Below are 26,118 nucleotides of genomic sequence, written 5' to 3'. Positions count from 1 at the left end.
TATAGCTCATATGTATGCTCTATCGTCTCAATCCGGTCGCTTTGGGGGACTGCCATGGATTGGCTCAGCCGGCTGTTCGCGATGATGCCGGTACGCGGGCGGCTCGACCTGCGTTGCAGCTACAGCGTGCCCTGGCGCATCGACAAGGGGCCGGGCGCGTCCAACGAGATCCCCTATCATGCGGTGCTTGCCGGCTCGGCGATCCTGGACGATCCCGCAGGCGGTCAGCCGTTGCTGCTGAAGACCGGAGACATTCTCCTGCTGCCAGGTAACCCGCGACACGTGATGCATGACGGCAGCGGGGCGACACCGCTGCCGGCGCGCAACCGGGCGGCACAGAATTTCACGATCAGCGAAAACCTGGGTTCGGACGAACGGCTCGACCTGCTGTGCGGACACTTCGCGATTGCGCCCCCGCACGACCGTCTGTTGCGCACCTACCTTCCGCCGCGTCTTGTCGTGCATGCCGGCCCGCGCACGGGAAAGGGAACGGCCGCACAGCTCGCCGGGCTCGTGTCCCTGATGCGCAGCGAAACGGCCGACGATCATCTGGGCGGCCGCGCCATGCTGGACGCGCTGTCCACGGCGATGTTTGCGCTTGTGCTGCGGCTAGCGAGCGAGACCGATGACAGGTCACACGGTCTGCTTGCACTGGTCGGCGATCCCCGTCTTGCGCCGGCGGTGGCGGCCATGTTCAACCAGCCTGCGCGCGCGTGGTCGCTGCCGGAGCTTGCGCGTCTCTGCAACATGTCGCGCGCCACGCTTGCACGGCAGTTCCAGGAGAAGCTCGGGCGATCGGCCAGCGATCTGCTTACCGATATCAGGATGACGCTTGCGGCGAACGAGTTGAGGAGATCGTCGCTGTCGACCGGCGCCGTTGCGGAGATGGTCGGCTACCAGTCCGAAGCCGCATTTCAGCGCGCCTTCAAGAGCCATATGGGCGTGACGCCGGCGCAGTGGCGAAAGCGGCCACCGTCCGAACCCGATGCCGTGACGGATGTCGTCGCACCGGGTGATCCGCCAGGCGCCGTACAAGTTTGACCCACGACAGGCAAGCGGCCGATGGGCGATCGCCACCGGCCGCACTGCGCGCTGTCATGCCTTCACGGCCGCCGCTTGCTGGAGAACTGCGATCATGTCCTCGGGCTCCGGGCGGCGGGTATAGTCGGGGTTCACCTCCGAGTAGAGGATCACGCCATCCTGTCCGATGACGTAGCGGGCCGGCATCGGCAACGTCCAGCTCGGATCGTCGTTGAAGGTCGGCAGATCGTTCTTCAGCTGCTTGTAAAGTTCGACCAGATAGTCGGGCAGATGGAAGCGCAGTCCGAAGGCGTCGCCGATCTGGCCCTTCACGTCGGACAGGATCGGGAAGGAGAGCTTGTTCTGGCGCACCGACTTCCGGCTGTTCGGCGCGGTCTGCGGCGAGATCGCGACCAGCGAAGCGCCGTATTTGTCGAATTCCGGCTTGGCGGCTTCCAGCGCCTGCAGCTCCATGTTGCAGTACGGGCACCAGACGCCGCGGTAGAAGCTGAGCACCAGCGGGCCGCGCTTCAGCAGGTCGGCCGAGTTGACGATATTGCCGTCGGGATCCCGGAGCGAGAAGGCAGGGGCGACATCGCCCGCCTTCTTGGCGCGCTGGGCGGCACCGGACGCGACAAGCTCCGCGGTGGCGCGGTGCATGATCTCGATGACGGCTGGCGGAACGTTGTAGGGCGGCTTTCCGGCTTCGAAGTCGGCTTTGAAAGCGTCGAGCTTGGCTTGAAGCGACATGGCGATCTCCTTGGGCTTCCGGATGCAGGACGGCGGCGCCGTCGGTCCGGTTGAACTCACACCCAGGAAGCTAAAGGAGATGGCCGCGCGGGGTAGCGCTGCTGCGGGACTAGCGCTTATTCCTGTCTGGAATAAGCGTGAATCACTTCAACCGGCGGATGACGCGTCATGCATTGAAGCTGCGCTCGAAGAAGTTCACGAATGCCCGGGCCTTGGCGGTCGCGGCGCGCCCGGTCGGAAGCACGGCCCAGAGATCGAGCGCGGGCAGGCTCCATTCCGGCAGGACCGCATGCACGGCGCCCGCCTTGAGTTCGGGGCTGAACATCCATTCCGAGGCGATCGCGAGCCCGGCATCGGCGAGCACCGCAGCCCGGACGCCTTCGGCCGCGGTCACCCGCAACCGGCTCCGCACGGTGACGGCCAGTTCGGTGCTCTCGCGCTGAAAGGACCACACGCTGCCCTCGCGCAGATAAACGACGGCCTGGTGCCGGCTCAATTCGCTCGGCGTGGCCGGCGTGCCGGCGCGGTCGAAATAGGCCGGCGTGCCCAGCACGAGGCGCCTGCATCTCGCGACACGGCGGGCAGTCAGCGTCGAATCCGTCATCTTGCCTATCCGCAGGGCGACGTCGATGCCTTCCTGCACGAGATCGATCTGGCGGTCGTCGAGCACGACCTCGAGCTCCAGCTCCGGGTGCTGCGCGAGAAACTTCGGCAGCATCGGAATGAGATGGATCCGGGCGAAGGTGACGGCGGCGCAGACCCGCAATCGTCCCTTGAGGCCGGCACCGGCGCCGCGCGCCGCGATCTCGGCTTCGGCCGCTTCTTCAAGCGCGCGCCTGGCACGCTCGAGATAGCCGAGCCCTGCTTCAGTCGGGGTGAGGCCATGGGTGGAGCGCGTGAGCAGCTTGACCCCGAGAAATTCCTCGAGCTGTGCGACTGATTTCGAGACTGCCGGCTGGCCGACCCGGAGCTGCCGCGCCGCTCCGGAGAACGAGCCGGTCTCGACCACCCGCACGAACGTCTCCATCGCCGCCAGACGATCCATGGCTATTCTCCACAGGAATGAGCGATCATGCCCATCCTGTCACGGTCCGAGGCGATTGGCCATTTCCGGACGCGCGCTTCGGCAGCGGAGCCGGCAGGCTACGACTTGCGATGCCTCGCATTGACCGCGATCGCAGCGGCGGCGGTGCGGTTCTCGACGCCGAGCTTGGCGTAGATCTGCTCGAGGTGCTTGTCGACGGTGCGTGGGCTCAAGCCCAGGATCTGCGCGATGTCGCGGTTGGTCTTGCCCTTGGAGAGCCAGGACAGCACCTCGCCCTCGCGGGTGGTCAGGCCGAGCTCGCTGGAGAACTCGGCCGGCATGTCGCCGTTGGTGTCCTTGGCCAGCCGCAGCAGGAATTCGTTGGGCCCGAGCTTGCCCATGAATTGCAGGCGAAGCTGCTCGCTGCCGGGGAATGACGCCACGGTCGCGGTCTTCGCTCCGGCTTTGCCCTTCTGCGCCTGTTCAAGCCATTGCGGCACCGGCTCCGGCAGGACGAAATTGTCGGCGGCATCGGCGAGCGTATCCGACAGCAGTCGCTGTGCCTGCGGCGTCGCCCATAGCAGCGCGCCTGAGCTGTTGACCGCGAGCAGGTAGCGGCCGGAGACGTCCAGCGCGGCGCGGGCGCTCTGGGTCATCCGGGCGTTGGCGAGATGCACCCGGATGCGCGCCAGCATTTCCTCGACCACGATCGGCTTCGTCACATAATCGACGCCGCCGGCCTCCAGCCCGCGCACGATGTGCTCGGTTTCGGCCAGCCCCGTCATGAAGATGATCGGCACGCCGTCGAGCCCGGCGTCGCGCTTCAGCCGCCGGCAGGTCTCGAAGCCGTCCATGCCGGGCATCACGGCATCGAGCAGCACGATATCGGGCGTGATCTGGTCGACGATGCGCATCGCGGAGGCGCCGTCGAGCGCGACCATCACGGTCATGCCGGCGCCGTCGAGCGCGTCGGTGAGCAGGCGCAACGTCTCGGGCGAGTCGTCGACGACGAGGGCAACGTCGCGCTTCCGCTGTTCAATGGTCATAGCTGTGCAATGTCTTCAACGTCGCCATATATTGATCGAGATCGAACCGGTCGATCAGCGTGCGCATCTGGCCGACGAAATCGGCATGTTCGGGACATTCGTTGCCGATCTCGTCGAGCTTGAGCTGGATCGCCCTGATATAGCCGAGCTGGCCGAGACTGATCAGCTCTTCGACATATTTCACCGGCGGGCGCGAACCAGTGTCGGGCTTCCATTGCGGGGGCGGAATCTGCTCGGCCTCATACTGCCACTCGATCTTGAGCAGCTGGCGGATGCTCTCGAGCAGCCGCGGGATGTCGATCGGCTTCATCAAATAGCCGTCGTGGAACGGTTGCGCCAGCGGCGCCCCATGGGCTTCCAATGCGCTCGCGGATATCATCAGGATGCGGGCCTGGTGATGGCCTTCGGAGCGCAAGGTTTCAGCGACCGTCCAGCCGTCCATGCCCGCCATCGAGATATCGAGCAGGAACAGGTCCGGCCGGCAATGCTGCGCGAGGGCCAGGCAGCCCGGCCCGTCAGGCGCGCTGAGCAGGATGAAGCCGAGCGGCGCCAGGATCTCGCGCAGGAGGTCGCGGTGGGTCGGGTCATCGTCGGTGATCAGGATCGTCTTGCGCGGGCCGTGATAGCCGTACACCGGAGCGTCGACCGGCGCGTCGCGGCGTGGATTGGTGACTTCGGAGAGCAGCAGTTTGACACGGAAGGTGCTGCCGGTGCCGACCGTGCTCGAGACCTTGATGTCGCCGCCCATCACGCCCGCGAGCAGGCGGCTGATGGTGAGGCCGAGCCCGGTGCCGGTCTGCGGCTGGGTGATGCCGAGCGCGCCGCGCTCGAACGGCGCGAAGATCCGTTCGAGATCGTCGGGCTGGATGCCCGGCCCGGTATCGATCACCTCGAACTCGGCAACCGGGCTGCGATAATGCACCACGAATTGCACCTTGCCGGTCTGCGTGAACTTGATCGCATTCGAGAGCAGGTTGATCAGGATTTGCCGCAGCCGCTTCTCGTCGGCATAGACCACGACCGGCAGCAGGGCCGGCCGCCTGAACACGAAGTCGATGCCCTTGGCCGCGGCCTGCAGGCGGAACATGCCGACCAGCTGCTCGAGGAAATCGTTCAGCCGCACCTCGTCGCGCGATAGATAGAGCCGGCCGGCCTCGATCTTGGAGATATCGAGAATGCCATCGATCAGACCCGACAGATGATCGGCGCTGCGGCGGACCACCCGCACTTGCCCGCGTGGCCGCACCGGGAGGCTGTCGTCCTGCTCCAGCAGCTGCGCATAGCCGGAGATCGCATTGAGCGGCGAGCGAAGTTCGTGACTGAGACCCACGACGTATCGGCTCTTGGCGAGATTGGCGGCCTCGGCCACTTCCTTGGCGCGCTGCAGCTCGGCGTCGGTGCGCTTGTGGGCGTCGATCTCCTGGATCAGCAGCGTGGTCTGCCGGCGTGTTTCGTCTTCCGCGGCGCGCCGGCTCTGTTGCGCCAGCACGAACAGCCAGGCGACGACGCCGATGATGAGGGTCAGCGCAAAGAACACCTTCCACAGCACGTCGGCCAATAGCTCGTTGGCATGCACGGCTGCGGTGGTCTGCAGGTAGATCAGGCCGAGCACCAGCGCCACGAGGCCGGCCGAGACCGCGAAAACGCCGAGGTAATGGCCGAGCTGCGAATTGATGCGGGCGTAGATCGGCTGCGGCATCACCTTGCCCAGGGCGTCCGAGACTTGTGCGCCGATCCGTCCATGCGGCTTGCAGAGGTCGTGGCAGCGGGCGTCGAGCGAGCAGCACAATGAGCAGATCGGGCCGGCATAGGCCGGGCAGGCGGCCATGTCCTCGGGCTCGAAAGCATGCTCGCAGATGCAGCACTGGATCGATTCAATGTTCTGCCAGCTCCGCTTCGGCTTGCGGGCGATGTAGTACTTGCCGCCAGTCGCCCAGGCAATGAGGGGAGCCGCGATGAAGGCGACGGCAAGCGCGACGAAGGCCGACAGCGCTTTCGCGGTCGGGCCGAACAGGCCGTAGAACGCGCTGATCGAGACCACGGTCGCGATCGTCATGGCGCCGACGCCGACCGGATTGATGTCGCAGAGATGGGCGCGCTTGAACTCGATATGCTGCGGCCGCAAGCCGAGCGGCTTGTTGATGACGAGATCAGCCACCAGCGCGCCGACCCAGGCGATCGCGACGTTGGAGTAGAGCGCCAGCGTCTGCTCCAGCGCCTTGTAGACGCCGATCTCCATCAACAGCAGCGCGACCACGACATTGAAGACTAGCCAAACCACGCGGCCGGGATGCGAATGGGTGAGGCGGGAGAAGAAGTTCGACCATGCGATCGAGCCGGCATAGGCATTGGTGACGTTGATCTTGACCTGCGACAGGATCACGAACGTCCCGGTCAGCGCCATGGCGAGATCGGGCTGCGAAAGCACGTAGCGGAAGGCTTCGAGGTACATGTTGGCGGGCTCGGCGGCGTGCTCGGCCGAGACGCCGTGGCTCAGCGCGAAGAAGGCCAGGAACGAGCCGGCCAGCAGCTTGAGCGCGCCGAGCACGATCCAGCCGGGACCGGCGCTGAGCAGTGCGATCCACCAGGCCTTTCGCGAGGTGCGGCGGTCGCGCGGCAGGAAGCGCAGGAAGTCGACCTGCTCGCCGATCTGCGCCACCAGCGCGAACACGACCGAGGCCGCCGTGCCGAACAGCAGGAGATCGAGGTTGCCCGCGGGATCGCCGTGCTCGCCGGCGAACTTGCGCCACTCGGTGAACGAATGCGGATTGGCCCAGGCGATCGCCGCGAACGGCATGATGTGGAGGATCACCCACAGCGGCTGGGTCCAGAGCTGAAAGCGGCTGATCAGCGTGATGCCGTAGACGACCAGCGGAATGATCACGACCGCGCTGATCAGGTAGCCGATCGGCCGCGGGATGCCGAAGCACATGTCCAGCGCACTGGCCAGGATCACGGCCTCGATCGCGAAGAAGATGAAGGTGAAGGAGGCGTAGATCAGCGATGTGATGGTCGAGCCGATATAGCCGAAGCCGGCGCCGCGGGTCAGCAGGTCGATGTCGATGCCGCTTTTCGCGGCATGGTAGGCGATCGGCAGTCCGCAGAGGAAGATGATGACGCTGACGACCAGGATGGCGGCAGTCGCATTCATCGCGCCATAGTTCAGCGTGATGGTGCCGCCGATCGCCTCCAGCGCGAGGAAGGAGATCGCCCCTAACGCGGTGTTGGCGACGCGGGCGGCGGACCAGCGCCGCGCGCTCTTGGCGGTGAAGCGCAGCGCGTAGTCTTCCAGCGTCTGGTTGGCGACCCATTGATTATATTGGCGCCTGACGCGGTCGATCCGCTGCCGCCCTGCCACTCGCTCTACTCCTGGTCCACGATGCTCTGATCGCGGGCAAATCCCGTACCAAAAACCTACGTCGCTATTTTGCGGTGCAGTATACGCGATCTCACGTATCAGTGCGCTGCACAAAAGTGAGCAATCCTCGCCTGATCAACAAGCGTTCTCGAACCAATGGGGTGCTCATGTCAGACGAAACCAGACCAGGCCTGAAGTCTCCGCTCCGCCGCAAGCTCTTGATGGGAATGGCGGCTTTGCCGGCCGTTTCGATGCTGGGCCGTCCCGCCTTTGCCGACGTTCCTGCAACCTCCGCGGTCAACACCACGGGTCTTGCAGTCACCGATAGCGAAGTCACGGTCGGCATCCTGCATTCCGTGACCGGCACCATGGCGATCTCGGAGACCGGATCGGTCGAGGCCGAGAAGCTCGCGATCGAGCAGATCAACGCCGCCGGCGGCGTGCTGGGCCGCAAGATCAAGTTCATCCAGGAAGACGGCGCGAGCGACTGGCCGACCTTCGCGGAAAAGGCCAAGAAGCTCCTGGTCAATGACAAATGCGCGGCCGTTATGGGCTGCTGGACCTCGGCCTCGCGCAAGGCGGTGCTGCCGGTGTTCGAGCAGTACAACGGCATGCTGTACTACCCGACCTTCTATGAAGGTCTCGAGCAGTCCAAGAACGTGATCTACACCGGCCAGGAGGCGACGCAGCAGATCATCGCCGGCCTCGACTGGGTCAACAAGACCAAGGGCGCCAAGAGCTTCTATCTGCTCGGCTCGGACTACATCTGGCCGCGCACCTCGAACAAGATCGCGCGCAAGCACATCGAGAACCATCTGCAGGGCTGCAAGGTCGTCGGCGAGGAGTACTTCCCGCTCGGCTCGACCCAGTTCAACTCGGTCATCAACAAGATCAAGCTGACCAAGCCGGACGTGATCTACGCGATCATCGTCGGCGGCTCCAACGTCGCGTTCTACAAGCAGCTCAAGGCGGCCGGCATCGACCTGTCGAAGCAGACACTGCTGACCATCTCGGTCACCGAGGACGAGATCGACGGCATCGGCGGTGAGAACATCGCGGGCGCCTATGCCTGCATGAAGTACTTCCAGTCGCTCGACAATCCGAACAACAAGGCCTTCGTGCCCGCGTTCAAGAAGATGTGGGGCGAGAAGACCGTGATCGGAGACGTCACCCAGGCTGCCTATCTCGGCCCGTGGCTGTGGAAGTTGACGGTGGAGAAGGCGGGCTCCTTCGACATCGACAAGGTGGCGGCGGCTTCCCCCGGCGTCGAGTTCAAGGGCGCGCCGGAAGGCTATGTCCGGATACACGAGAACCATCATCTGTGGTCGAGGACCCGCGTCGGACGCGCCAAGGCCGATGGCCAGTATGAGCTGATCTACGAGACCGCCGATCTCGTCGAGCCTAATCCGTTCCCGAAGGGCTACCAGTGAGGCCAAGCGCCTAAGGCGCAAGCTCTCAACGCATCGCGGCGTGGATGCCATCGTCCACGCCGCATCGGACGCCGCTGCGTCGCGGCGCATGCCCCTGGACTGGAGGACATCATGTTCGGCGACTATTCGATCAGCGATCTCGGCGCCATCCTGGCGATGCAGGGATTTGCCGGGCTCATCCTGTTCTCCGTCTATGTGCTGATGGCGCTCGGGCTTGCCATCATCTTCGGCCAGATGGGCGTCATCAACATGGCCCATGGCGAGTTCATGATCCTCGGGGCCTACGTCACCTGGATGACGTCGAACGCCGTGCAGAGCTTCGCGCCCTCGCTATTTCCGGGTTATTTCTTCATCGCGATGATCCTGGCGTTCATCGCCTCCGGCTCACTTGGCATGCTGGTCGAATGGGCGCTGATACGCCATCTCTACAAGCGGCCGCTCGATACGCTGCTGGCGACCTGGGGCCTCAGCCTGATCCTGCAGCAGGCCTATCGCTCGATCTTCGGCGCGCGTGAAGTCGGCGTCGAGTTGCCGGAATGGATGATGGGCTCCTGGCAGGCGACCGACTCGATCCAGATCCCGATCAACGGCATGTTCGTGATGGCGCTGACCATGCTGATCACGATCGCGGTCGCCTACGTGCTGTTCTGGTCGAGCTGGGGCAAGCAGGTGCGGGCCGTGGTGCAGAACCGCGTCATGGCAGGCGCCGTCGGCATCAATACCGAGAAGGTCGATCGCTACACCTTTGGTCTGGGCTGCGGCATCGCCGGCATTGCAGGCTCGGCCTTCACCATGATCGGCTCGACCGGGCCGACCGCCGGCCAGCTCTACATCGTCGACACCTTCCTGGTCGTCGTGTTCGGCGGCGCCGCCTCGCTGTTCGGCACCATCGCCTCGGCCTTCTCGATCTCGCAGACCCAGTCGACGCTGGAGTTCTTCCTGTCGGGATCGATGGCCAAGGTGATCACGCTCTTGACCATCGTCGCGATCCTGATGGTGCGTCCGCAGGGGCTGTTCGCGCTCAAGGTCCGCAAATAAGAACAAGCAGGCAGGTCATGGTCATCAACTCGCGCTTTTTCAATCGCTCCGAACTGCTCGGCTTCCTTGCGCTCGCGGTGCTGCTGCTACTCATCCTGCCGCTGTCGCTGGATATCTTCCGCCTCAACCTGGTCGCCAAATACCTGACCTACGCCTTCGTCGGCATCGGCCTCGTGCTGTGCTGGGGCTATGGCGGCATCCTGAGCCTGGGGCAGGGCGTGTTCTTCGGCCTCGGCGGCTACTGCATGGCGATGTACCTCAAGCTCGAGGCTTCCTCGGTCGCGAACACCAAGATCCAGTCGACGCCCGGCATTCCCGACTTCATGGACTGGAACCAGATCACGCAGCTTCCGCTGTTCTGGAAGCCGTTCCACAGCTTTCCAGTCACATTGCTGGCGATCTTGCTGGTGCCCGCCTTGTTCGCGCTGATCATCGGCGCCGCGATGTTCAAGCGCCGGGTCGGCGGCGTGTACTTTGCGATCATCACGCAGGCGATCGCCGCGATCCTCACCATCCTGATCGTGGGGCAGCAGGGTTACACCGGCGGCATCAACGGCATTACCGACTTGCGCACGCTGCACGGCTGGGACATCCGCACCGATCACGCCAAGTTCGTTCTGTATTTTGTCGAGGTTGTGTTGCTGTTCGGATGCATCGTTGCCGCGCAATTCATCCGGCTGACAAAACTCGGGCGCATCCTGGTGGCGATGAGGGAGCAGGAGGATCGCGTGCGCTTCTCCGGTTACAGCGTCGCCAACTTCAAGATCTTCGCGTTCTGTGCCGCGGCGGTGTTCGCTGCGATCGGCGGCGCCATGTTCACGCTCGAGGTCGGCTTCATGTCGCCGTCCTTCGTCGGCATCGTGCCGTCGATCGAGATGGTGATCTACACCGCGGTCGGCGGTCGGATGTCGATCTTCGGCGCTGTCTGGGGCGCGCTGCTGGTCAATTTCGCCAAGACCAGCCTTTCGGAATCCTTCCCGCAGCTCTGGCTGTTCGGCCTCGGCGCGCTGTTCATCGCGGTGGTGCTGGCCTTCCCGAACGGGCTCTCCGGGATCTGGGCCGACCACGTCCAGCCCCGCATCGATCGTCTGCTTGCGTCGCGAAGATCAAAATCGGCGGGCCTTGTCGCCGACGGCGCACCAGCCGAGTGAGGAGGGACCATCATGCTCGTCGGCCATCAGCCCAAGGACTTCCTGCTCGCGGTCTCCGGACTCACCGTGTCCTTTGACGGCTTCAAGGCGGTGAACGATCTCTCCTTCTATGTCGAGGAGAACGAGATCCGCGTCATCATCGGCCCGAACGGCGCCGGCAAGACCACCGTGCTCGACCTGATCTGCGGCAAGACGCGGGCCACGTCAGGCTCGATCCAGTTCCGCGGCCAGGAGCTGACAAGGTTGCGCGAGAACGAGATCGTGCAGGCCGGCGTCGGCCGCAAGTTCCAGACGCCGTCGGTGTTCGAGGACCTCACCGTGTTCGAGAACCTCGAAATCTCCTACCCGCGCGGCCGCACCGTGTTCGGCTCGCTGACTTTCCAGCGCGATGACGCGGTCAAGCAGCGGGTCGAGGAGGTCGCGGAGATGATCTTCCTGAAGGACCGCCTCAACACCTATGCCGACCAGCTCAGCCATGGCCAGAAGCAGTGGCTCGAGATCGGCATGCTGCTGATCCAGGACCCGGACCTCTTGATGCTGGACGAGCCGGTGGCCGGCATGAGCGTCTCGGAGCGCGCCAAGACCGCCGAGCTGCTCAACCGGATCATCAAGGACCGCTCGGTGCTGGTGATCGAGCACGACATGAAGTTCGTCGAGGACATCGCGCACAAGGTCACGGTGCTGCATCAGGGCCAGATCCTGTCCGAGGGGACGATGGACCACGTCAAGAACGATCCAAAAGTGATCGAAGTTTACCTGGGCCACTAGCCCATGATCCCGGAAAGTGGCGTCCGGTTTCCGGACAAGATCATGGGCAAGAACTAAGGAACACCGCGATGCTGGCAATCAATGATCTTCACGTCGCCTACGGCCAGAGCGAGGTACTGCACGGCCTCAACGTCTCAGTCGCGCCGAACGAGATCGTCGCCATCATGGGCCGCAACGGCATGGGCAAGACCACGCTGATGAAGTCGCTGATGGGCATCTTGCCGGCCAAGAGCGGCAAGGTGACCATGGATGGCACCGAGCTCGGCGCGATGAAGAGCTACGAGCGGGTGGCGAAGGGGCTCGCTTACGTGCCGCAGGGCCGCATGATCTTCTCAACCATGACCGTGAAGGAGAACATCGAGACCGGGCTCGTGGTGTCAGGCGGCTCCGAGGTGCCCGGCGATATCTACGAGCTGTTTCCGGTGCTGCTCGAGATGAAGGGCCGTCGCGGCGGCAATCTCTCGGGTGGGCAGCAGCAGCAGCTCGCGATCGCCCGCGCGCTGGCGACCAAGCCGAAGGTGCTGCTGCTGGACGAGCCGACCGAAGGCATCCAGCCGTCGATCATCAAGGACATGGCGCGCACCCTGAAGCGGATCCGCGATGAACGGGGGCTGTCGATCGTTGTCTCCGAGCAGGTCCTGAGCTTCGCGCTCGACATCGCCGACCGCGTGCTCGTCATCGAGAACGGCGAGATCGTCCGCGACGATCCGCGCGCCAGCGTCGATGCCGCGCAGATTTCCAAGTACCTGTCCGTCTAACTATCAGTAACCCAAGGGGAGCATCGCGATGCCAGATACACTGATCAAGGTCGACCTCAGCAAATCGGCCTATGAAAACGACAAGATTCACAACCGCTGGCACCCGGAGGTTCCGATCGTCGAGTGGGTCAGCCCCGGCGACGATTTCATCATCGAGACCGTCGACTGGACCGGCGGCTTCATCAAGAACAACGATTCCGCCGATGACGTGCGCGACATCGATCTGTCGATCGTGCACTTCCTGTCCGGCCCGATCGGCGTCAAGGGCGCCGAGCCCGGCGATCTCCTCGTCGTCGACCTGCTTGACGTCGGTCCCTTGAAGGAGAGCCTGTGGGGCTTCAACGGCTTCTTCTCCAAGCAGAATGGCGGCGGCTTCCTCACCGATCATTTCCCGCTGGCGCAGAAGTCGATCTGGGACATCAAGGGCCTTTACACCTCGTCGCGTCACGTGCCCGGCGTCAACTTCGCCGGCCTGATCCATCCCGGCCTGATCGGCTGTCTGCCCGATGCCAAGATGCTGGCGGCCTGGAACAAGCGCGAAGCCGAGCTGATCGCGACCAACCCGACCCGCGTGCCGGGCCTCGCCAATCCGCCGTTCGCGCCGACCGCGCATGCCGGCCAGGCCAAGGGCGACGTCAAGGCCAAGATCGGTCTTGAGGGCGCACGCACCGTACCGCCGCGCGAGCATGGCGGCAATTGCGACATCAAGGATCTCTCGCGCGGCTCGAAGATCTACTTCCCGGTCTACGTGCCGGGCGGCGGGCTCTCGATGGGCGACTTGCATTTCAGCCAGGGCGACGGCGAGATCACCTTCTGCGGCGCCATCGAGATGGCCGGCTGGCTGCACATCAAGGTCGACATCATCAAGGACGGTGTGTCGAAGTACGGCATCAAGAACCCCGTGTTCAAGCCGTCGCCGATCACGCCGAACTACAAGGACTATCTGATCTTCGAGGGCATCTCGGTCGACGAGGCCGGCAATCAGCACTATCTCGACGTCCACATCGCCTATCGCCAGGCCTGCTTGAACGCGATCGAGTATCTGAAGAAGTTCGGCTACTCCGGCGCCCAGGCCTATTCGATCCTCGGCACCGCGCCGTGCCAGGGCCACATCTCCGGCGTGGTCGACGTGCCCAACGCCTGCGCCACGCTGTGGCTGCCGACGGAGATCTTCGACTTCGACGTCATGCCGTCGTCGGCGGGACCGATCAAGCACATCAAGGGCGACGTGCAGATGCCGATCTCGCCCGACAAGTGATCCTTTAGGTGATCCCTGCGCGAAGGGTGCGGGACGGCAGCGTATTGGCCGCCCCGCATCCATCGCCGGACTTCACACCACTGCGCAAGGATTAAGGAAATGCCGATCTACGAATATCTCTGCAACGATTGTGGTCCCTTCACCGACATGCGGCCGATGGCGGAATGCGACCTGCCGCAGGATTGCCCTCAATGCGATACGACGTCGCCGCGCGTGATCCTCACTGCGCCGGCGTTCTTCTGCATGCCCTCGGACAAGCGCAAGGCGCACGCCACCAACGAGCAGAGCCGGCACGCGCCGAAGACGCTCGATCAGTACAAGGCCGCGCACGGCCCGGGCTGCGGCTGTTGCTCCACGGGCAAGAAGAAGCCGGCACGGTTGATGACCAAGACGAAGAGCGGCGCCAAGGGCTTTCCGACCGCGCGTCCCTGGATGATCAGCCACTAGCAGTCTGCTGAAGAACCCCTCGCCACGGAGGGGGCTTGATGATTCACTTTATCATCTCGATTCGGTGGAGATGATGATGCGCGGCAGGTTTACGGATCAGGGCGGCCTGTTTTCGTACATTGCGCCGGATAAGCGTGTGCCAGCGAACCATCCGCTGCGGCAGGTTCGGGAACTTGTCCGGGACGTTTTGAGTGATTTGAACCGCAGCCTTGGGAGGCTCTACGCCAGCGAGGGACGCCCTTCGATCCCTCCAGAGCAATTGTTGAGCGCCTTGCTGCTGCAGGTGTTCTACGGCATCCGCTCGGAACGCCAGTTGATGGAGCAACTGGACTACAATCTTTTGTACCGCTGGTTCGTGGGACTGTCGCCGGACGATCCGGTGTGGGACCCGACCACCTTCACCAAGAACCGGGAGCGGCTGCAGAACGGCGATGTGTTCACGAAGTTCATGACCAGGCTTCTGAACCATCCGCAGGTCAAACCGCTGCTGTCGGACGAGCACTTCTCGGTGGATGGAACGCTGATCGAAGCCTGGGCTTCACAGAAGAGCTTTCGCCCCAAGGACGGCAGCGGCGACGATGATGACGGCGCCAACTTCCACGGCCAGAAGCGCAAGAACGACACCCATGCGAGCACCAGCGATCCGGACAGCAGGCTTTATCGCAAGGCGGCCGGACGGGAGGCCAAGCTTTGCTATATGGGCCACGTCACCATGGAGAATCGGCATGGGCTGGCGGTGGCCGGCAGGGTCACACATGCCGATGGCACCGCCGAACGCCGGGCTTCGGAGACCATGCTGAGGGCGAGACGCAAAGCCGCAGGCCGCCGTATCACCGCCGGTGAGGACAAGGCGTACGATACCGTCGATCATGTCGCCAATCTTCGCGCCATCGGCGTGACGCCGCATGTGACGCAGAACCAGGCCGTCACCAAAACCGGCAAGACCCGCAACAGCGCCATCGACGAACGAACCACGCGGCATCCGGGATATGGCATGTCGCAATCACGCCGGGCGATGGTCGAGTGCATCTTCGGATGGGGCAAGCAGCACGGCACCATGCGCAAGACCAAACATCGTGGCATCGGCCGCGTCGCCGCCGATTTCCTGCTCAATCTGATCGCCTATAACCTGATCCGCATTCCCAAACTGCTTGCCGCCTAGCCACCCCGCGTCAGGGTACACCCAACACCAGCCTGGAAAACTATAACCAACTCCACCGCGCCGACCCAACAACGGCCGCAACAACAAGAAAGCTCTCCATTTCAAGGTTTTTCAGCAGACTGCTAGAGCGTTTTCGAGCGAAGTGGATACCGGTTCGCGTTGAGAAAGCGCGTCAAGACAAAAGCCTGGAGTCCCGTTCCGATCCAATCGGAACGGGAAGGGCTCTAGCAGTCTGCTGAAGAACCCCTCGCCACGGAGGGGGCTTGATGATTCACTTTATCATCTCGATTCGGTGGAGATGATGATGCGCGGCAGGTTTACGGATCAGGGCGGCCTGTTTTCGTACATTGCGCCGGATAAGCGTGTGCCAGCGAACCATCCGCTGCGGCAGGTTCGGGAACTTGTCCGGGACGTTTTGAGTGATTTGAACCGCAGCCTTGGGAGGCTCTACGCCAGCGAGGGACGCCCTTCGATCCCTCCAGAGCAATTGTTGAGCGCCTTGCTGCTGCAGGTGTTCTACGGCATCCGCTCGGAACGCCAGTTGATGGAGCAACTGGACTACAATCTTTTGTACCGCTGGTTCGTGGGACTGTCGCCGGACGATCCGGTGTGGGACCCGACCACCTTCATCAAGAACCGGGAGCGGCTGCAGAACGGCGATGTGTTCACGAAGTTCATGACCAGGCTTCTGAACCATCCGCAGGTCAAACCGCTGCTGTCGGACGAGCACTTCTCGGTGGATGGAACGCTGATCGAAGCCTGGGCTTCACAGAAGAGCTTTCGCCCCAAGGACGGCAGCGGCGACGATGAGGACGGCGCCAACTTCCACGGCCAGAAGCGCAAGAACGACACCCATGCGAGCACCAGCGATCCGGACAGCAGGCTTTATCGCAAGGCGGCCGGACGGGAGGCCAAGCTTTGCTATATGGGCCACGTCACCATGGAGAATCGGCATGGGCTGGCGGTGGCCGGCAGGGTCACACATGCCGATGGCACCGCCGAACGCCGGGCTTCGGAGACCATGCTGAGGGCGAGACGCAAAGCCGCAGGCCGCCGTATCACCGCCGGTGAGGACAAGGCGTACGATACCGTCGATCATGTCGCCAATCTTCGCGCCATCGGCGTGACGCCGCATGTGACGCAGAACCAGGCCGTCACCAAAACCGGCAAGACCCGCAACAGCGCCATCGACGAACGAACCACGCGGCATCCGGGATATGGCATGTCGCAATCACGCCGGGCGATGGTCGAGTGCATCTTCGGATGGGGCAAGCAGCACGGCACCATGCGCAAGACCAAACATCGTGGCATCGGCCGCGTCGCCGCCGATTTCCTGCTCAATCTGATCGCCTATAACCTGATCCGCATTCCCAAACTGCTTGCCGCCTAGCCACCCCGCGTCAGGGTACACCCAACACCAGCCTGGAAAACTATAACCAACTCCACCGCGCCGACCCAACAACGGCCGCAACAACAAGAAAGCTCTCCATTTCAAGGTTTTTCAGCAGACTGCTAGAGGGGTGGCTGATCGTCAGGCCTGTTCGGCGACCTTCAGGGCCTCGGTGCGAATCTCCTCGACCAGCCGCTCCTTCAGTGCGACGAATTCGGGCGTGGTCTTGATCTTGTAGGAGCGCGGATGCGGCAGGTCGACCACGATCTCGGCCTTGATGCGGCCGGGACGCGCGCTCATCACGATGACGCGGCTGCCGAGGAAGATCGCTTCCTCGATGTCGTGGGTGACGAACAGCACCGTCTTCTGGTCGCGCTCCCAGATTCCGAGCAGCAACTCCTGCATCAGCGCACGCGTCTGATTGTCGAGCGCGCCGAACGGCTCGTCGAGCAGCAGGATCTTCGGATCATTGGCCAGCGCCCGGGCGATCGCGGTGCGCTGCTGCATGCCGCCCGACAGCTGCTTGGGCCAGTGGTTCTCGAAGCCGGATAATCCGACTCGGCGAATGAAGGCGTCGGCGATGTCATGGCGCTCCGCCTGCGACGCGCCGCGCTCGCGCAGGCCGAAGGCGATGTTCTCCCGCACGGTCAGCCACGGAAACAGGGTGTAGGACTGAAACACCATGCCGCGATCGGCGCCGGGGCCGGTGACCTCGCGCCCGTCGAGCGTGACGCGCCCGCTGGTCGGCCGGTCGAGCCCGGCGATGATCCGGAGCAGGGTGGACTTTCCGCAGCCTGAGGGGCCGAGGATAGTGACGAAGTCATTGTCGCCGACGTCGAGCGTGGTCGGCTCGAGCGCCCTTGTCGGCGCGTTGCCGGCGCGGGCGGGGAAGGTTCGCGAGACCTGATCGATCCTGAGCAAGGTCATGCGAGTTTCCACGGGAACAGCCAGGCGTTGAACGCCTTGAACAGGAAATCGGAAATCAGGCCGATCAGCCCGATGACGATGATGCCGAAGATGATCTGGCCGGTGTTGAGCAGCGCCTGGCTGTCGGTGATCATGTGCCCGATGCCGGACGATGAGCCGATCAATTCGGCCACGATGACGTAGGTCCAGGCCCAGCCGAGCACCAGCCTGAGGATCTCGGCGATCTCGGGCGCGGCGGAAGGCAGCAGCACGCGGCGAATGACGCCGCTGTCGCCGGCGCCGAGCGTGTAGGCGGCTTCGACCAGGTCGCGCCGCGTGGCGCCGACGGTCACGGCGACCATCAGGACGATCTGAAACACCGCGCCGATGAAGATCACGAGCAGCTTCTGCAGCTCGCCGATGCCCGCCCACAGGATCAATAGTGGGATGAAGGCCGATGCCGGCAGATAGCGCGCAAAGGACACGAACGGTTCGAGAAAGGCCTCGACCGGCTTGTAGGCGCCCATCAGCACGCCGAGCGGCACCGCGATGATAGCGGCAAGGGCAAAGCCGCCGATGACGCGCCAGATCGTCATGCCGATGTCGAACAGGAAGCCCTGCTTGGCGAGCAGCTCATAGCCTTCCTGCATCATGGTGAGCGGGTTGGCGAGGAATGTCTTCGACACATGGCCGCCGAACGTCGCCCAGGACCAGAGGGCGACGAACAGCACGAAGAAGGCGAGGCCGTAGGCCACGCGCTGCGTCGATGTTGTGGGTTCGAGGGGACGCATCAAATTTGTCCAGGCGTATCTCATGCGCCAGTCCCCCCGGCTTGTCGCGGGGCGGGACCGGCCGAAATGATGGCTGCATTACTTGATGAAGCTGGCGTCGTAGATGTCCTCGACCTTCGGCGCGGCCTTGATGATGCCGACCTCGAGCAGGAGTTCCGCGGCATCCTTGTTGAAGGTGAGGAAGTCGCCGGCGAAGAATTTCTGGTTGGCGGCCTTGTCCTGCCAGCGCAGGTACTTTGCCGAGTTGCCGAACTGCTCGCCGGACTGCTTCACGTCAGCGCCCATGATCTCGTAAGCCTTGGCCTGGTCCTTGGCGATCATGTCGAGCGCCTCGAAATAGCTGTCGGCCAGCGCCTGCGCCGCCTTCGGATTGTCGGTCAGGAATTTCGGTGTGCAGCCGAACGTATCCATCACGATCGGATAGTCGAGCGTGGTCGCGATGATCTTGCCCTTGTCGGGGGCGGCGCGCACCGTCGACAGGTAAGGCTCGTAGGTCATAGCGGCGTCGTTCTGGCCGGAGACGAAAGCCTGCGCCGCGGCGGCGGGCTCCAGATTGACCACGGTGACGTCCTTCACCGAGAGGCCGTTTTTCTTCAGCATCCAGGCCAATGCGAAGTAGGGCGAGGTGCCCGGCGCTGATGCAGCGACGGTCTTGCCCTTGAGGTCCTTGATCGCGGCGACGTCGTTGCGCACGGCCATGCCGTCGGCGCCATAGCTCTTGTCGAGCTGGAAGATCTGCTTGGTCGCGACGCCATTGGCGTTCCAGGAAATCCACGTCTCCACCGTCGTCGCCGCGCACTGGATGTCGCCCGAGGCGATCGCGAGATGGCGGTCCTTCTGCGGAATCTTCTTCAAGGTCACGTCGAGGCCGTTCTTTTTGAAGATGCCGGCCTCCTTGGCGAGCGTCAGCGGCGCGAAGCCGGTCCACCCGGAAATGCCGACGCCGACCTTGACGTCATCCGCGAACGCGGCGGTGGACGCGAGCAAGGCTGCGATTGCGGGCAATAGCTTGAAGGAACGCATGATTGTCGACCCCTTGGACGATGGATTGAACCCTGTTGATGTCTTCACGGCAGTGATGTCTTCACGTCAGTCGCGGCGGATTGCCGCATGAGAGATGTTGGTGGATGGGTAGCCCATGATGCATTGCATGAAATATGCCGCGCAAGCCATCTCAGCCTCCCTTGAAGCGAGCCACCAGCCGGTGCGTCTCGCCTGGATAATGCAACCGCACCGCCGTTACTGTGCGCGCGCTGCGCCAGGTGTAGCGGTCGATCACGAGGCAGGGCGCGCCGACTGCGATGTCGAGCGCCTTCGCGGTGCGATCGTCCGCAACGACCGCGCTGATTGTATGTTCGGCCTCGGTCCACGGCACATGGTGCAGCAGCCATGATCCCGGAGGTTCGCGCGCAAAGTCTGCCGTCGCGGCCTCCGGAACCGTGGAGAGATCGATCAGCCTGTCCTCGACGGCAAACGGTACATTGTCGGCGCTGTGCCGGCAGGCAATCGCGATCACCTTGCCGGCCGTGCTCACGCCGAGCCGGGCGCGATCGGCCGCGGTCGCGGTGCGTCGCCGGCAATCGATCAGCTGATAGCCGTAGCTGCGGCCGAGCGCCGTGATCTCGGCGCGCATGTCGGCAATCTTGAGCACCGCCGAAAGATGCTGTGGACGGCGTACGAATGAGCCGGCACGCCGCCGCCGCTCGATCAGGTCGGCCTGCGCCAGTTCCGACAGCGCCTTGTTCACGGTCATGCGCGAGCAATGATAGCGCTCCATGAGCTGGTGTTCGAAGGGGATGCGGTGGCCCGGTGGCCATTCGCCGGTCAGGATCCGTGTCTCGATATCGAGCCGGATCCGCTTGTAGAGCGTCGGCTTTTCGGCTGCGCGCGGCTTGGCTCGATCGGAAGCGAGGCTCATGCGACGAGCCTCCGGACGCTGGCATTGAACCGCTCGCGCGCCTTGTCGCGCAGCCGGTGCCGGCCGCCTATGACCAGTTTGTCGCCGCCGGCCCAGACGCAGTCGATCGCGTCGCTTCCGGACGCAAACAGCCAGCCGTCGAGCACGGCGTCGCCCGACCGTCCCGCCAGGGATGGGTGCGCGGTATCGAGGCTGACGATATCGGCGCGCGCGCCGGGTACGAGGCCGGCGTTGGGCCGCGCCAGAGCTTGCGCGCCGCCCGCGAGCGCGTGATCGAACAGGGCGCGGCCGGTGGATGCACCGGGTTTTCCGGAGAGCACGTTGCGCTCGCGGTGCTTCAGGCGCTGACTGTATTCGAGTTGACGAAGTTCGTCGGCGACCCCGACCAGCACGTTGGAATCGGTCCCGATGCCGAACCGGCCGCCTGCGGCAAGGAATTCGCGCGCCGAAAAGATGCCGTCGCCGAGGCTTGCTTCGGTGACCGGGCAGAGGCCGGCAACCGCGCCGCTGCCGGCGAGCGCAGCAACTTCCCGTTCCGTCATGTGGGTCGCGTGAATCAGGCACCAGCGACGATCGACGGGCGCGTTTTCCAGCAGCCATTGCACCGGCCGCTGCCCCGACCAGGCCATGCAATCCTCAACTTCGCGCACCTGCTCGGCGGCGTGGATGTGGATTGGATCCGTCCCGGCAAGCGGAATGATCGCCGCGAGCTCATCGGGCGCCACTGCGCGCAGGCTGTGCGGAGCGATGCCGATGTTGGCACCGGGGAGTGCTCGGATTGCCTCGCGCGAAGCCGCCATCAGCGCGGCGAACTGATCGACCGAACAGATGAAGCGACGCTGCCCGGCATGCGGCGCCGCGCCGCCGAAAGTGCCGTGGGCATAAAAGCTCGGCAGCAGCGTGAGCCCGATGCCGGTGGCCTCGGTCGCTTCCGCGATGCGCACGGCCATCTCGGCTGGATTGGCGTAAGGCGAGCCGTCCCGATCATGATGGAGATAGTGAAACTCCCCGACCCGAGTAAAGCCGCGCTCGAGCATCTCGATATAGAGCAGGGTCGCAACGGAAGCGACGTCGTCCGGCGTCATCGTCAGCGCGAAGCGATACATCGTCTCGCGCCAGGTCCAGAACGTATCGGTGGTGTCGCCGCGCAGTTCGGCAAGGCCGGCCATGCCGCGCTGAAACGCGTGGCAGTGGAGGCTCGCCAATCCCGGAACCGCCAATTGATGACGTTCGTCGCCCGCGGCGGGGGGCACGCCTGCCGTCACCGAGGCGATCGCGCGGTCGGCGACCACGATTTGCACGTCATTGGCCCAGCCCGAGGGCAGCAGCGCGAATGCGAAATGCAGTCGTGTCATTTTTCCATGCCGGCTGGACAGAACCCCGACACGATTATATGTCTAGACATATAAGTCAAGCATCCCACCTTAAGGGGACGATCGCATGGCAGAGCGTTTCGACCGCATCTGGCACAACGCCCGGCTCGCCACGGTGCGCGGCGATCGCGCCGATCTCGGCGAGATCGAGCGCGGCCTGGTCGCGGCGCGCGACGGCCGCATCGTCTACGCAGGCACGCAGTCCGATTTTCCTGTGGATGCGGACGCCGGGGAGCGGATCGATTGCGGCGGCCGCTGGATCACGCCCGGGCTGGTCGATTGTCACACCCATCTGGTCTTTGGCGGCAATCGCGCGCATGAGTTCGAGCTTCGCCTGAAAGGTGCGAGCTATGAGGAGATCGCGCGCGCGGGCGGCGGCATCGTCTCGACCGTTGCCGCAACGCGCAGCGCGACCGAGGCCGAGCTTGTCGCCGGCGCGTTGCCACGGCTGGACGCGCTGATCGGCGAGGGCGCGACCACCGTCGAGATCAAGTCCGGCTATGGCCTCAATGCGGAGACCGAGATGCGGCAGCTGGCAGCCGCACGCAGCCTCGGCCGCTTGCGGCCGGTTGCGATCCGCACATCTTTTTTAGGTGCACACGCATTGCCGCCCGAAGCCAATGGCGACAAGGACCGCTACATCGATCGGGTCTGCAACGACATGCTGCCGGCGGTGGCCAAGGCCGGCCTTGCCGATGCTGTCGATGCTTTTATGGAGGGCATCGCATTTTCCGGAGAGCAGACGGCCCGGGTCTTCGCGGCGGCGCGTGCGCTGGGGCTGCCTGTCAAGCTGCATGCGGACCAGCTGTCAAATCTCGGCGGCGCGGCACTCGCCGCGGAGTTTTCCGCGCTCTCGGCCGATCATCTGGAGCACACCGATGAAGCCGGTGCTGTCGCGATGGCGAAGAGCGGGACGGTCGCGGTGCTGCTGCCCGGTGCGTTCTATTTCATTCGCGAAACCCAGAAGCCGCCGGTCGAGTTGTTCCGCGCCCACGGCGTGAACATGGCGCTGGCGACCGACTGCAATCCCGGCAGCTCGCCGCTGACCTCGCTTCTGCTTACCATGAACATGGGCGCAACGTTGTTCCGGATGACGGTTGCCGAATGTCTCGCCGGGGTGACGCGGGAAGGGGCGCGTGCGCTCGGCCTGCTCGCCGAGACCGGGACGCTGGAGGCCGGCAAATGGTGCGATCTGGCGATCTGGGACATCGAGCGCCCCGCCGAGCTGGTCTACCGCATCGGCTTCAATCCGTTGCACCGACGGGTGTGGAGGGGGCAATGAACGATCCGGATGTCCCCATTGTCGTGAAGCCTGGAACAGTCGGCCTCGACGTGCTGGCGCGCGTGCTCGCCGGCGCGTCCATCGTGCTCGATCCATCCTTCTGGCCGCGCGTCGAGGCGGCCGCAGGGATCGTCGCGAAAGCAGCGCAAATTGCTGTTCCCGTCTACGGCATCAATACCGGTTTCGGAAAGCTGGCCTCGACGCGCATCGCCCCCGACCAGACCGCCCTGCTTCAACGCAACCTCATCCTGTCGCATTGCTGCGGCGTTGGACCGGCCACGCCAGAACCGATCGTGCGCCTGATGATGGCGTTGAAGGTGATCTCGCTCGGGCGCGGCGCATCCGGCGTGCGGCGTGATGTGATCGAGCAGTTGCAGGGCATGCTGGCGCGCGGCGTCTCACCGCTGGTGCCGCAGCAGGGCTCGGTCGGCGCCTCCGGCGATCTGGCGCCGCTCGCCCATATGACCGCCGTCATGATCGGGGAGGGGCAGGCATTCCTTGATGGCAAGATCGTGCCGGGTCGTGATGCGCTTGCTGCTGCCGGCCTCGCGCCGCTGACGCTCGGTCCCAAGGAAGGGCTCGCGCTGATCAACGGCACGCAGTTTTCGACGGCCTATGCGATTTCCGGCCTGCTGCGCGCGCATCGTCTGGCGTGTGCCGCGCTGGTGACCGGTGCGCTGTCGGTCGATGCGGCGATGGCCTCCACGGTGCCGTTTCGTCCTGAAATCCAGGCGTTACGCGGCCATGATGGACAGATCGCTGCGGCTGCCACCCTGACCGCCCTGCTCGACGGCAGCGACATCAGGCAATCGCATCTCGAAGGCGACGAGCGGGTTCAGGACCCGTATTGCCTGCGCTGCCAGCCGCAAGTTGCGGGCGCCGTGCTCGACCTGCTCGTGCACGCCGCGCGCGTGCTGACCATTGAAGCCAATGCCGTGACGGATAACCCGCTCGTCCTGGTCGATACAGGCGAGATCGTCTCGGGCGGCAATTTTCATGCTGAGCCGGTGGCGTTCGCTGCCGACCAGATCGCGCTTGCGCTCTCGGAGATCGGCGCCACCAGCGAGCGCCGGATCGCGACCCTCGTCGACCCTGCTTTGAACTTCGGCCTGCCGCCGTTCCTGACGCCCGAGCCCGGCATCAATTCCGGGTTCATGATCGCCGAGGTGACGGCGGCGGCGCTCTATGCCGAGAACAAGCAGCGCGCGATGCCGTGCTCGATCGATTCCACGCCGACCAGCGCCAACCAGGAGGATCATGTCTCGATGGCCGCGCATGCCGCGCGTCGGCTGTCCGATATGGCCGACAACCTCGCGGCCATCCTCGGCATCGAGCTTCTGGTCGCCGCGCAAGGCATCACGCTGCGTGCGCCGCATGCGACCAGCGCGCCACTCGCTGCGGTCATTGCCGCGTTGCGTGCGCACGTTCCGGCGCTCGCCGCGGACCGCTACATGGCCGACGATCTCGCGCGGGCCGCGTCGCTGATCGAAGCCGACGCGTTGCCCGCCGCTGCGCTCGCGGTCCGTTCGTCCGATCCGTTTCCAAAACTTGCTTAGCCGACAGGGACATCCGTCATGAACCGCCGACTGGATAACGAACGCATCATCCGTGCTCCCCGCGGCACCGACATCAGCGCGAAGAGCTGGCTGACGGAAGCGCCGTTGCGCATGCTGATGAACAATCTGGACCCCGATGTCGCCGAGCGCCCGAGCGAGCTCGTGGTCTATGGCGGTATCGGCCGTGCGGCGCGCGACTGGGAGAGCTTCGACCGGATTGCCGCGTCCTTGCGCAAGCTCGAAGGCGATCAAACGCTGCTGGTGCAATCCGGCAAGCCGGTCGGCATTTTCCGCACCCATGCGGACGCACCGCGCGTGCTGATCGCGAATTCGAACCTGGTGCCGCATTGGGCGACGCTCGATCATTTCAACGAGCTCGATCGCCAGGGCCTGATGATGTTCGGCCAGATGACGGCGGGCTCGTGGATCTATATCGGCAGCCAGGGGATCGTGCAGGGGACGTACGAGACGTTCGTCGAGGTCGGCCGCCGGCACTATGGCGGCAGCCTCGCCGGCAAATGGATCCTGACGGCGGGCCTCGGCGGCATGGGCGGCGCCCAGCCGCTGGCCGCGACCATGGCCGGCGCCTCGATGCTTGCCGTCGAATGCCAGCCGAGCCGCATCGAGATGCGGCTGCGCACGGGCTACCTCGACCGCCAGGCTGCGACGCTCGACGAAGCGCTCGCGATCATTGCCGAAGCGGCCAAGAGCGGGAAGCCGGTGTCGGTCGGCCTGCTCGGCAATGCGGCCGAGATCTTTCCCGAACTGGTGCGCCGCGGCGTGTGCCCGGACATCGTCACCGATCAGACCAGCGCGCATGATCCGATCAACGGCTATCTGCCCAAGGGGTGGACGCTTGGCGAATGGGAGGCGCGGCGTGCTGCCGATCCCAAGGCGGTCGAGACGGCCGCCAAGACCTCGATGGTCGATCACGTCCAGGCCATGCTGGATTTCCACGCGCGGGGAATCCCGACGCTCGACTACGGCAACAACATCCGCCAGATGGCCAAGGACATGGGCCTTAAGCAGGCGTTCGATTTTCCGGGCTTCGTTCCGGCCTATATCCGTCCGCTGTTCTGCCGCGGCGTCGGTCCGTTCCGCTGGGCGGCGCTGTCGGGCGATCCCGAGGACATCTTCAGGACCGATGCCAGGGTCAAGGAGCTGATGCCGAACGACGGCCATCTGCACAACTGGCTCGACATGGCGAAGGCGCGCATCAAGTTTCAGGGGTTGCCGGCGCGGATTTGCTGGGTCGGGCTCGGCGACCGCCATCGCCTCGGCCTGGCCTTCAACGAGATGGTGGCGCGCGGTGAGCTGAAGGCGCCGATCGTGATCGGGCGCGATCATCTCGACAGCGGATCGGTGGCAAGCCCGAACCGCGAGACCGAGGCGATGCGCGACGGCTCGGATGCGGTGTCCGACTGGCCGCTGCTCAATGCGCTGCTCAACTGCGCGAGCGGCGCCACCTGGGTGTCGCTGCACCATGGCGGCGGGGTCGGCATCGGCTATTCGCAGCACGCCGGCATGGTCATTGTTGCGGACGGTACGCCGGAGGCGGCGCGCCGGCTCGAGCGCGTGCTGTGGAACGACCCGGCGACGGGTGTCATGCGCCACGCCGACGCCGGCTATGAAACCGCGATCGAATGCGCCCGCGCCAATGGCCTCGATCTGCCGAGCCTGCGCGCGTGAGTT

Annotated in this window: 22 protein-coding genes; 13 read left to right on the top strand and 9 right to left on the bottom strand. The window is 64.4% G+C overall.

Annotated features, from left to right (window positions below; all coding sequences use genetic code 11):
• The first annotated feature begins 54 nt into the window (after positions 1 to 54).
• Positions 55 to 1,041 (top strand): AraC family transcriptional regulator, encoded by a 987-nt coding sequence (locus ACVW1C_RS05605; RefSeq protein WP_456757548.1) that lies wholly within the window; start codon positions 55 to 57, stop codon positions 1,039 to 1,041.
• A 54-nt stretch (positions 1,042 to 1,095) separates the two neighbouring features.
• Here the strand turns inward: ACVW1C_RS05605 and ACVW1C_RS05600 are convergent, their stop codons facing one another.
• The 4 genes from ACVW1C_RS05600 to ACVW1C_RS05585 all read right to left on the bottom strand — a co-directional run bounded on the left by ACVW1C_RS05600 (position 1,096) and on the right by ACVW1C_RS05585 (position 7,198).
• Entirely contained in the window at positions 1,096 to 1,770 is a 675-nt protein-coding gene (locus tag ACVW1C_RS05600) for a peroxiredoxin-like family protein (protein ID WP_456660457.1), read from the bottom strand.
• Positions 1,771 to 1,936: 166 nt separating this feature from the next.
• Positions 1,937 to 2,815: a LysR family transcriptional regulator gene (locus ACVW1C_RS05595; protein WP_456757547.1), complete on the bottom strand. Its 879-nt coding sequence runs from the start codon at positions 2,813 to 2,815 to the stop codon at positions 1,937 to 1,939.
• 98 nt (positions 2,816 to 2,913) lie between these two features.
• On the bottom strand, positions 2,914 to 3,840 hold the full coding sequence (locus tag ACVW1C_RS05590) for a response regulator (RefSeq protein ID WP_456757546.1): 927 nt from the start codon (positions 3,838 to 3,840) through the stop codon (positions 2,914 to 2,916).
• Positions 3,830 to 7,198, bottom strand: coding sequence for a hybrid sensor histidine kinase/response regulator (locus ACVW1C_RS05585; protein WP_456757545.1), 3,369 nt, complete (start codon positions 7,196 to 7,198; stop codon positions 3,830 to 3,832). The genes ACVW1C_RS05590 and ACVW1C_RS05585 overlap by 11 nt, the downstream gene beginning before the upstream one ends.
• Positions 7,199 to 7,365: 167 nt before the next feature.
• Between ACVW1C_RS05585 and urtA the strand changes: the two genes are divergently transcribed.
• The 9 genes from urtA (at position 7,366) to ACVW1C_RS05540 (ending at position 16,600) form a co-directional block, all read left to right on the top strand.
• Positions 7,366 to 8,628, top strand: a complete 1,263-nt coding sequence (urtA, locus tag ACVW1C_RS05580) for an urea ABC transporter substrate-binding protein (RefSeq protein WP_456757544.1) — start codon at positions 7,366 to 7,368, stop codon at positions 8,626 to 8,628.
• A 111-nt stretch (positions 8,629 to 8,739) separates the two neighbouring features.
• Entirely contained in the window at positions 8,740 to 9,666 is a 927-nt protein-coding gene (urtB, locus tag ACVW1C_RS05575) for an urea ABC transporter permease subunit UrtB (RefSeq protein WP_456757543.1), read from the top strand.
• Between the two features lie 17 nt (positions 9,667 to 9,683).
• Positions 9,684 to 10,817, top strand: coding sequence for an urea ABC transporter permease subunit UrtC (gene urtC / locus ACVW1C_RS05570; protein ID WP_456757542.1), 1,134 nt, complete (start codon positions 9,684 to 9,686; stop codon positions 10,815 to 10,817).
• Between the two features lie 12 nt (positions 10,818 to 10,829).
• Positions 10,830 to 11,585, top strand: coding sequence for an urea ABC transporter ATP-binding protein UrtD (gene urtD, locus ACVW1C_RS05565; protein WP_092125365.1), 756 nt, complete (start codon positions 10,830 to 10,832; stop codon positions 11,583 to 11,585).
• 68 nt (positions 11,586 to 11,653) lie between these two features.
• A complete protein-coding gene (urtE, locus tag ACVW1C_RS05560; RefSeq protein WP_050400072.1) occupies positions 11,654 to 12,343 on the top strand; it encodes an urea ABC transporter ATP-binding subunit UrtE in 690 nt (229 codons plus the stop codon).
• 28 nt (positions 12,344 to 12,371) lie between these two features.
• The gene (gene fmdA / locus ACVW1C_RS05555) at positions 12,372 to 13,601 is read left to right on the top strand and encodes a formamidase (RefSeq protein WP_456757541.1); all 1,230 of its coding nucleotides are present in this window, start codon (positions 12,372 to 12,374) and stop codon (positions 13,599 to 13,601) included.
• A gap of 99 nt (positions 13,602 to 13,700) precedes the next feature.
• Positions 13,701 to 14,048, top strand: coding sequence for an FmdB family zinc ribbon protein (locus tag ACVW1C_RS05550; protein WP_092125367.1), 348 nt, complete (start codon positions 13,701 to 13,703; stop codon positions 14,046 to 14,048).
• Between the two features lie 76 nt (positions 14,049 to 14,124).
• Positions 14,125 to 15,210 (top strand): IS5 family transposase, encoded by a 1,086-nt coding sequence (locus ACVW1C_RS05545; RefSeq protein WP_456757540.1) that lies wholly within the window; start codon positions 14,125 to 14,127, stop codon positions 15,208 to 15,210.
• 304 nt (positions 15,211 to 15,514) lie between these two features.
• The gene (locus ACVW1C_RS05540; protein ID WP_456757539.1) at positions 15,515 to 16,600 is read left to right on the top strand and encodes an IS5 family transposase; all 1,086 of its coding nucleotides are present in this window, start codon (positions 15,515 to 15,517) and stop codon (positions 16,598 to 16,600) included.
• Positions 16,601 to 16,741: 141 nt separating this feature from the next.
• Here the strand turns inward: ACVW1C_RS05540 and ACVW1C_RS05535 are convergent, their stop codons facing one another.
• The 5 genes from ACVW1C_RS05535 to ACVW1C_RS05515 all read right to left on the bottom strand — a co-directional run bounded on the left by ACVW1C_RS05535 (position 16,742) and on the right by ACVW1C_RS05515 (position 21,570).
• On the bottom strand, positions 16,742 to 17,527 hold the full coding sequence (locus ACVW1C_RS05535) for an ABC transporter ATP-binding protein (RefSeq protein WP_456757538.1): 786 nt from the start codon (positions 17,525 to 17,527) through the stop codon (positions 16,742 to 16,744).
• Positions 17,524 to 18,297: an ABC transporter permease gene (locus ACVW1C_RS05530; RefSeq protein WP_456757537.1), complete on the bottom strand. Its 774-nt coding sequence runs from the start codon at positions 18,295 to 18,297 to the stop codon at positions 17,524 to 17,526. The genes ACVW1C_RS05535 and ACVW1C_RS05530 overlap by 4 nt, the downstream gene beginning before the upstream one ends.
• Positions 18,298 to 18,375: 78 nt before the next feature.
• Positions 18,376 to 19,320, bottom strand: coding sequence for an ABC transporter substrate-binding protein (locus ACVW1C_RS05525; RefSeq protein WP_456757536.1), 945 nt, complete (start codon positions 19,318 to 19,320; stop codon positions 18,376 to 18,378).
• Between the two features lie 151 nt (positions 19,321 to 19,471).
• Positions 19,472 to 20,215, bottom strand: a complete 744-nt coding sequence (gene hutC / locus ACVW1C_RS05520; RefSeq protein WP_092125371.1) for a histidine utilization repressor — start codon at positions 20,213 to 20,215, stop codon at positions 19,472 to 19,474.
• The gene (locus ACVW1C_RS05515) at positions 20,212 to 21,570 is read right to left on the bottom strand and encodes a formimidoylglutamate deiminase (protein WP_456757535.1); all 1,359 of its coding nucleotides are present in this window, start codon (positions 21,568 to 21,570) and stop codon (positions 20,212 to 20,214) included. The genes hutC and ACVW1C_RS05515 overlap by 4 nt, the downstream gene beginning before the upstream one ends.
• 85 nt (positions 21,571 to 21,655) lie before the next feature.
• Between ACVW1C_RS05515 and hutI the strand changes: the two genes are divergently transcribed.
• Genes hutI through hutU form a run of 3 tightly spaced genes read left to right on the top strand, consistent with a single transcriptional unit; the run spans position 21,656 to position 26,115 of the window.
• Entirely contained in the window at positions 21,656 to 22,870 is a 1,215-nt protein-coding gene (gene hutI / locus ACVW1C_RS05510; RefSeq protein WP_456757534.1) for an imidazolonepropionase, read from the top strand.
• Positions 22,867 to 24,426 carry a histidine ammonia-lyase gene (gene hutH / locus ACVW1C_RS05505; RefSeq protein WP_456757533.1) on the top strand — a complete coding sequence of 520 codons (1,560 nt, stop codon included), beginning with the start codon at positions 22,867 to 22,869 and terminating at the stop codon, positions 24,424 to 24,426. The genes hutI and hutH overlap by 4 nt, the downstream gene beginning before the upstream one ends.
• Positions 24,427 to 24,444: 18 nt before the next feature.
• Positions 24,445 to 26,115 carry a urocanate hydratase gene (gene hutU / locus ACVW1C_RS05500; RefSeq protein WP_456757532.1) on the top strand — a complete coding sequence of 557 codons (1,671 nt, stop codon included), beginning with the start codon at positions 24,445 to 24,447 and terminating at the stop codon, positions 26,113 to 26,115.
• Positions 26,116 to 26,118 lie beyond the last annotated feature (3 nt).

The organism is Bradyrhizobium sp. USDA 4011 (genome assembly GCF_054063415.1).
This window is presented reverse-complemented; position numbering and strand designations above follow the sequence as displayed.

Coding starts and splice junctions, on each gene's coding strand:
- ACVW1C_RS05515 (WP_456757535.1), bottom strand. CDS start 21,570: ATGACACGACTGCATTTCGCATTCGCGCTGCTGCCCTCGGGCTGGGCC.
- ACVW1C_RS05530 (WP_456757537.1), bottom strand. CDS start 18,297: ATGCGTCCCCTCGAACCCACAACATCGACGCAGCGCGTGGCCTACGGC.
- hutC (WP_092125371.1), bottom strand. CDS start 20,215: ATGAGCCTCGCTTCCGATCGAGCCAAGCCGCGCGCAGCCGAAAAGCCG.
- hutI (WP_456757534.1), top strand. CDS start 21,656: ATGGCAGAGCGTTTCGACCGCATCTGGCACAACGCCCGGCTCGCCACG.
- urtC (WP_456757542.1), top strand. CDS start 9,684: ATGGTCATCAACTCGCGCTTTTTCAATCGCTCCGAACTGCTCGGCTTC.
- hutU (WP_456757532.1), top strand. CDS start 24,445: ATGAACCGCCGACTGGATAACGAACGCATCATCCGTGCTCCCCGCGGC.
- ACVW1C_RS05540 (WP_456757539.1), top strand. CDS start 15,515: ATGCGCGGCAGGTTTACGGATCAGGGCGGCCTGTTTTCGTACATTGCG.
- ACVW1C_RS05590 (WP_456757546.1), bottom strand. CDS start 3,840: ATGACCATTGAACAGCGGAAGCGCGACGTTGCCCTCGTCGTCGACGAC.
- urtD (WP_092125365.1), top strand. CDS start 10,830: ATGCTCGTCGGCCATCAGCCCAAGGACTTCCTGCTCGCGGTCTCCGGA.
- hutH (WP_456757533.1), top strand. CDS start 22,867: ATGAACGATCCGGATGTCCCCATTGTCGTGAAGCCTGGAACAGTCGGC.
- ACVW1C_RS05595 (WP_456757547.1), bottom strand. CDS start 2,815: ATGGATCGTCTGGCGGCGATGGAGACGTTCGTGCGGGTGGTCGAGACC.
- ACVW1C_RS05605 (WP_456757548.1), top strand. CDS start 55: ATGGATTGGCTCAGCCGGCTGTTCGCGATGATGCCGGTACGCGGGCGG.
- ACVW1C_RS05600 (WP_456660457.1), bottom strand. CDS start 1,770: ATGTCGCTTCAAGCCAAGCTCGACGCTTTCAAAGCCGACTTCGAAGCC.
- ACVW1C_RS05535 (WP_456757538.1), bottom strand. CDS start 17,527: ATGACCTTGCTCAGGATCGATCAGGTCTCGCGAACCTTCCCCGCCCGC.
- urtA (WP_456757544.1), top strand. CDS start 7,366: ATGTCAGACGAAACCAGACCAGGCCTGAAGTCTCCGCTCCGCCGCAAG.
- ACVW1C_RS05525 (WP_456757536.1), bottom strand. CDS start 19,320: ATGCGTTCCTTCAAGCTATTGCCCGCAATCGCAGCCTTGCTCGCGTCC.
- ACVW1C_RS05545 (WP_456757540.1), top strand. CDS start 14,125: ATGCGCGGCAGGTTTACGGATCAGGGCGGCCTGTTTTCGTACATTGCG.
- ACVW1C_RS05550 (WP_092125367.1), top strand. CDS start 13,701: ATGCCGATCTACGAATATCTCTGCAACGATTGTGGTCCCTTCACCGAC.
- fmdA (WP_456757541.1), top strand. CDS start 12,372: ATGCCAGATACACTGATCAAGGTCGACCTCAGCAAATCGGCCTATGAA.
- urtB (WP_456757543.1), top strand. CDS start 8,740: ATGTTCGGCGACTATTCGATCAGCGATCTCGGCGCCATCCTGGCGATG.
- urtE (WP_050400072.1), top strand. CDS start 11,654: ATGCTGGCAATCAATGATCTTCACGTCGCCTACGGCCAGAGCGAGGTA.